The organism is Moorena sp. SIO3E8 (assembly GCF_010692445.1).
In the GTDB taxonomy this organism is placed as follows: Bacteria; Cyanobacteriota; Cyanobacteriia; order Cyanobacteriales; family Coleofasciculaceae; genus Moorena; species Moorena bouillonii.
In genome coordinates this window covers 1-5,699 of the sequence record NZ_JAAHHM010000242.1, presented here as the reverse complement: position 1 = coordinate 5,699, position 5,699 = coordinate 1, and the positions used below count along the sequence as shown (strand labels likewise).

The following is a 5,699-nucleotide window of genomic DNA, read 5'->3' as shown; positions in this document are numbered from 1 at the left end:
TTAGATGTCAATCCATTCTAGAGGTACCAATGACAATGGTTCCTATGATGAGGAGCCGTATGATAGGAAACTATCACGTACGGTTTTGAAGACGAGTCGGAGGGGCGACTCTCCGGCTTAGTTTAATACCTCTACTGTTCTTGGTTCCGGCCAGGTTCAGCAAGTCGGGTCGTTGAGCGAAGAATCCCCGCGTCTTTAGACCGGGGAGTGTCAAAGCAACGTCGATAGACTTAGAAGTAGTACCGGAATCAAGAAGAAAACGCTTCCAATATATAGGAACGCTAAATACTTCCGCTCACTGGCAACAGCGGCTAAGGTTTCTGCACCCAGGATTGGCATTTGTCTCAACACAGGAATGCTGTAGATGAGCACAACGGCGAGGGTGTTGTAAAGTAGATGCACTGTAGCTATTTCTAGAGCAGGGATTGGGTTTTCCGTTATTCCGGTAGCGGCAAGTAACGCAGTGATACACGTTCCGATATTTGCCCCTAGGGTGAAGGGATAAATTTCTTGTAAACTCAATAAACCTGTACCAGCTAGGGGAACGATCAGGCTGGTGGTAGTGGAGGAAGATTGCACGATTACAGTGACTAGTGTCCCAGAAGCAATCCCAGCAATGGGACCGTTACCGATAGCAGTGTGCAACATCTGATTCGCTCGTCCTACCATTAAGGTTTTGAGCAGTTTGCCAATGAAAAAGATGGATAGGAAAATAAGACTGATACCCAAGACTATCAGGGCAATACCATTAAATGGTTCTGGAAAACTATTACTAACAGTGTGAAGTCTATCACTGACTGGAGCCGTGGCGAATTTAATCAGGTTAACGTTGTTTAAGTTAATGGAATTTTCACCCACAACCAGGCTTGTTAAAAACAGACTCATCTTTTCCAGGAAGTGAGTGGTAATTTCCAAAGGTAGGAATATAACGACACTAATCAGATTGAAGAAGTCGTGGATGGTTGCAGCAGCAAAAGCCTGTTTAAATTCGTCCTTATTTTGAATATGTCCTAAACTAACCAGTGTATTAGTGATGGTGGTGCCAATGTTAGCCCCCATAACCATAGGAACAGCCGTTGCCACTGGCAAACCACCAGCTACTAGACCCACAATAATCGAGGTTACTGTACTTGAAGATTGGATTAAAGCAGTTGCTAGGGTACCGACAATTAAGGCAGCAAAGGGATTAGTAGCAAACTCGAACAATTCCTGGGCTTGCTCCCCAGTAGCTGACCTAAAGCCTGTACCAATTATCCCTACTGCCACAATCAGTAGGTAAACCAAAACCAGAATACCTACCCATTTGTAGAAGGTAACAACAAGCCTGTTTGAGTTCTGAACGCTTTCCATTACTTTACTACAGTGTTTGTATTTGGGTGGTGAACATAGGATTGAACTACAAAGGGAACAGGGAACAGGGAATAGGGAACAGGGAACAGTACTAAAAAGCTTGGATGTTTTTTTGTACTGGTGCAAGCTCTCAGTATGATGTACACAGGATTTTTGGATTTTTCCCGATTCCCGATTCCCGATTCCCGATTCCCGATTCCCGATTCCCTGTTCCCTGTTTCCTAAAATTACCAAATTAAATCAAGGTAACCAAAAATTACTAAATAACGTCTGACCAAACTCCCGTACAGTTTTGTTAATCTTACGTGTGACCTGAATATGAAATTCATCAGCATCAACAGGAATAATCTTGGCTAAATTCCCCTGTCTAAAGCGCCTAATCACCAAATTTGCTGCCTCTAAACCGGTAACATAGGCTTTTTCCTGAGACCAAGAACCGTGGCGAGTGATAATCCAATCCCCGCTCATAAATACATTTTCAATACTAGTGGTTCGCTGCATCATATACTGATAGCTACCGGGAGCAAAGTGAGTCACCCCTTGGGGTACTCGAATCACACTACTGTCAATCAGATTTGCCTCTCTAAAACCAGAAACACAGGTGCCTAAGTCACGCTGAACTTTCTGGATAATCTGCTGATCACTCAGGGGTAGCAACTGGTTAGCATGGTAAAAGTCTGCTTCAATCACGCTACCAGGTTCATCCCGGTACTCATCGTGCAAAGCATTAAGGTCAAAAAATGTCCAACCCGTGGTGGCATCAAAGCCAAAACAAGCATTAGAGGGATGGCGAATCTCAACTTTGCGGTCAAACCATAGCCTGGTTGATAGCACATCAATTCCCCCTAAATTCATCAGGTTGCGGAATTCCTTGCGGCTTTGGAGCATGGTGCTACTCTGAAGGATTTTCTTCATACCATTGATACTGACAGCAAAAATCACCGCGTCAGCCTCAAAGCATTCATCACCACAGATCACCCCTTTGGCCTTGCCTGTGTGGTCTATAATAACGTCATTGACCCGTTTATTGGTAAGTACCTTTCCCCCGGCTTTTTCAATCTGTTCCACCCAGGGTTTAAATATCATTTGTGCTACCGTTCCTCGGCACCAGACCACATCAAAGTCCGGTTGGTGAGCCAAAATGAAGTAATACAGCATTCCTAGGGCGGCTGCGGCTGAACATTGCTCTCCTGGAGCAAATAAACCAACTAACAGCATTGGCTCAAAGGAATCCTTGTAGAGTCGAGCCGAAACCCCAAACTGTTTAAATAATTCACGGGCGGTTACCGAGTCATACCTAGTCCACGCCTGGTGGGAATTATCGAAGTCAATAACGGCATAGAGCAGGGGTAAGGCAGAGAGTCGATCAATCAGGGGTAAGCGTTTAAAGTCGGGGTAGAGGAAGGTTCCTAGAGGGGTGGGAAGTCGTGGTTCATTTTGAAAGATCGGGGATTCGACTTCTAATCCAGCAGGGGAATACTGAGAAGAACGGGTGAAAGGAGTGAAAGGATTGAGTTGGAGTTCCTTTACCAGGTTGAAAATGTTGTGATAGGGATACCAAAAACCATGAATTCCCCCTTCTACAGAACGTCCACCCGCTGTTTTCCATCCTGACACTAAACCACCGGGATAGGAACTTGCTTCTAGGAGAGTGACATCGTAACCTTGTTTGGCTAAATGGTAAGTTGCGCCTAAGCCTGCCCATCCAGCACCGACTACAACTACTCGTTTTCTTTCTGAGAATTCTGACATTGACCTAAACTTGAGTCTATTGACAACTCTTTTCTCAGGATGACATAATTATGAAGTTATGTTAAGGTAATGCCGTGATCACTCATGGGATGCTCCTTTGGAGCCGCTACGGGAACCCATTCGGAAAATCCTCAATACAGCAGTGGCTATTACCCACCTATTTTCATTGAAGTTGGGAAAAACCTCGCTAAAAACCAGTACATTAGTCCTATTGAATCCAAGATATTGGCTTGCTTTGAGCAAGAAAAAAAGAAGCCGTTGCCCACGCGCCCTGGGTCGGTAAAGCCGAATCCCAATTAAAATTTCCAGCTTTCTAAAATCAAAGAAGAAATAATCTCAGGATTATTGATAATATAGGCAGTTTGTTGACATTAATTGAAAGTCAATTATGATTGCTATACTATCTTTCAACTTTTATCTGTAGTTTTTGATACGGATTTAGATGAGCTTACCCTGGGTAAGCTGTTTGTTTTGGTAGTGTTATAAGATGCTGGCTGTTGAGTGTTCACCAGCAACAGTCAAGAGTTAACAGTCAACAGTCAACAGTCAACCAATTAGTTTTATCAAAAGTTCATAGTTTGATTGGTCTTTCTTCTTTTAACCTTTACCAAACCTTTCTCTTGTATTTTTATGCTTGAAATAAGGATGGCTTTTAGCTGAAAGCTGATGAAGAATGGCTGATAGCACCTCAAGTAGCGTGGCCATTCCCTTAGGGTGATCAAGGCTGAATGGTGAAAGCTTACTTAATAAGTTCAGTGGTAACAATTGAGCTCATGTCCAGTTGTTTTGGTAATGTTCATCTTTGATGAGCTTTTTGGTAATAGGTAAGAGCTCTGGAATAATCTCAATTACCAATTACTAATTACTAATTACTAATTACCAATTACCAATTACCAATTACTAATTACCAATTACCAATTACACAAGCTTTACAATACCTAGGCTCCTGGACATCCTATGACTTCTAGCTATATAAATTTTTATAACTTACCGCCAATGTGGCAATACAGCTCAATAGTAATCGTGTTTGATTACTGGATGTCTACCTACTTAACTAGAACTCTGTAAAAGGCATTCCACAGTAATACCTTTGCTGAGGACTTTATTGATTAAATTTAGAGATGTATAGCCATGTTCAGAACCAACAAGCAAAGTACTAATCCATCCCTCTCAGAGGTAGCTGATCTCAATAGCAGTCTCACTCCGCCTGAGCCACTGCCCAAAAAACGTGTTGACTTACTAAAACCTGTGCGCCAATGGCTGGATCAAATAGAAATTACAGATCAAACCCTAGCTAGATTCCTATCCAAAATTATTCCTGGTCAATGTCCCTTTGAGCGGGATTTAAAACTTTTCGGTCACTTAGTACTACACATCCCTCCCCTATGTAAGCTCAACCCTCTCTATGAGCAATTAGCTAGCCTGCGTTTCCGGGCTCTGTGTTACCTAGTAGATCACTGTGGGGAGGATATTCAATTTTACGCTTAAGAGGGGTATATAGCGCTACGCGCAAGTAAGAAGTCAGAAGTCAGAAGTCAGAAGTAAGCTATGAGTAAGTTTCGGAGTTTACAAATGTCTTAATCTGAATGCGTAGTGCTATACCCCTTGCTAGTTATGCTGAGCAAGGGGCTTCCAAGTTGACAGAAGACTGCCTGCTAAACACCTTTCGACCGCGAACAGGTCTTACGCCCCGATCTCAGAAGCACTCAGCCAAAATCCTCTGCTTTGCCTATGCATCACCTATGCATCACCTGTGGTGAATGGGAGAGTTACCAACTTGTCAACAGGAATTCCACCCAAGCATCAACAGATGGTGACAGCAATAATCACCAATTCCGATAGTAGCTTTAAGCAGATTGAGTATACCCCAAATCTAAGCTCCAAGAACCCAGGGAACCCGAGTCACCAGCCGCGTTATCTTTGATGATCAGCTGCCAGCTTCCAGCTGCAGAAAGACCATCAAATGCTGATAAGGATTCTACAGGGTGATAATTCCCAACACTTGTGAATGACCTAAACCAAAAAAAAGGCTTATTCCACAGCAGAAAAGTTTTCTTTAACCTATTTTGTCTTATATTTTAAACACAGAGGCTATAAATTTCAATGTGATCAGTTATACGGCGGTTTGCATAACTATCAGGTACACAAGATTGTTTTCCCGTAAGTATTCAGCTATCAGCTATCAGCTATCAGCTATTAGCTTAAGCGCTACGCGCACGCGTGCGCGTTCAGCTATTAGCTTATGCACTACGGGCACGCTGTCTTGATGCAGTCGCTCATGGGGATTTCCCCCAAGACCGCGCTGAATCGCTACTTGAGGTACTTTTGAATAAAATAAGCTGAACGCGCACGCGTGAGCTTTTAGCTCACGGCTGACAGCTGACGGCTGAATGCTTACGTTTTCCCTCTTCCCTATTCCCTATTCTGTGCTCCCTGCTCCCTGCTCCCTGCTCCGAAGTCCCTAAAAACCTAGGGCGTGTCATCAAATAGGTATCAATTTAGTTTAGAATCGGTAGCTGTAGAGAGTTTAGTCAATCAGGAGCTGTGCTATCATGATACGCCGCTATGCTTTGCGTGATGACCAGTGGGAACGGATA

5 protein-coding genes are annotated in these 5,699 nt (G+C 43.4%); 2 read left to right on the top strand and 3 right to left on the bottom strand.

Features of this window, described 5'->3' with window-relative positions; all coding sequences use genetic code 11:
• Positions 1–210: 210 nt before the first annotated feature.
• Positions 211–1,476 carry a Na/Pi symporter gene (locus tag F6K46_RS37790; RefSeq protein WP_293068016.1) on the bottom strand — a complete coding sequence of 422 codons (1,266 nt, stop codon included), beginning with the start codon at positions 1,474–1,476 and terminating at the stop codon, positions 211–213.
• A 114-nt stretch (positions 1,477–1,590) separates the two neighbouring features.
• Positions 1,591–3,102 carry an FAD-dependent oxidoreductase gene (locus F6K46_RS37785; RefSeq protein ID WP_293068013.1) on the bottom strand — a complete coding sequence of 504 codons (1,512 nt, stop codon included), beginning with the start codon at positions 3,100–3,102 and terminating at the stop codon, positions 1,591–1,593.
• Between the two features lie 84 nt (positions 3,103–3,186).
• Here F6K46_RS37785 and F6K46_RS37780 point away from each other — a divergent pair, with 84 nt between their 5' ends.
• Both F6K46_RS37780 and F6K46_RS37775 read left to right on the top strand, forming a co-directional pair.
• On the top strand, positions 3,187–3,402 hold the full coding sequence (locus F6K46_RS37780; protein WP_293068010.1) for a hypothetical protein: 216 nt from the start codon (positions 3,187–3,189) through the stop codon (positions 3,400–3,402).
• Between the two features lie 831 nt (positions 3,403–4,233).
• Positions 4,234–4,590, top strand: a complete 357-nt coding sequence (locus tag F6K46_RS37775) for a Mo-dependent nitrogenase C-terminal domain-containing protein (RefSeq protein WP_293068007.1) — start codon at positions 4,234–4,236, stop codon at positions 4,588–4,590.
• 359 nt (positions 4,591–4,949) lie between these two features.
• Here the strand turns inward: F6K46_RS37775 and F6K46_RS40485 are convergent, their stop codons facing one another.
• Entirely contained in the window at positions 4,950–5,144 is a 195-nt protein-coding gene (locus F6K46_RS40485) for a proprotein convertase P-domain-containing protein (protein ID WP_366510878.1), read from the bottom strand.
• Positions 5,145–5,699: the final 555 nt, after the last annotated feature.

Bases quoted from the DNA above. Each gene is read 5' to 3' on its own strand.
- F6K46_RS37780 (WP_293068010.1), top strand. From the start codon at position 3,187: ATGGGATGCTCCTTTGGAGCCGCTACGGGAACCCATTCGGAAAATCCT.
- F6K46_RS37775 (WP_293068007.1), top strand. From the start codon at position 4,234: ATGTTCAGAACCAACAAGCAAAGTACTAATCCATCCCTCTCAGAGGTA.
- F6K46_RS37785 (WP_293068013.1), bottom strand. From the start codon at position 3,102: ATGTCAGAATTCTCAGAAAGAAAACGAGTAGTTGTAGTCGGTGCTGGA.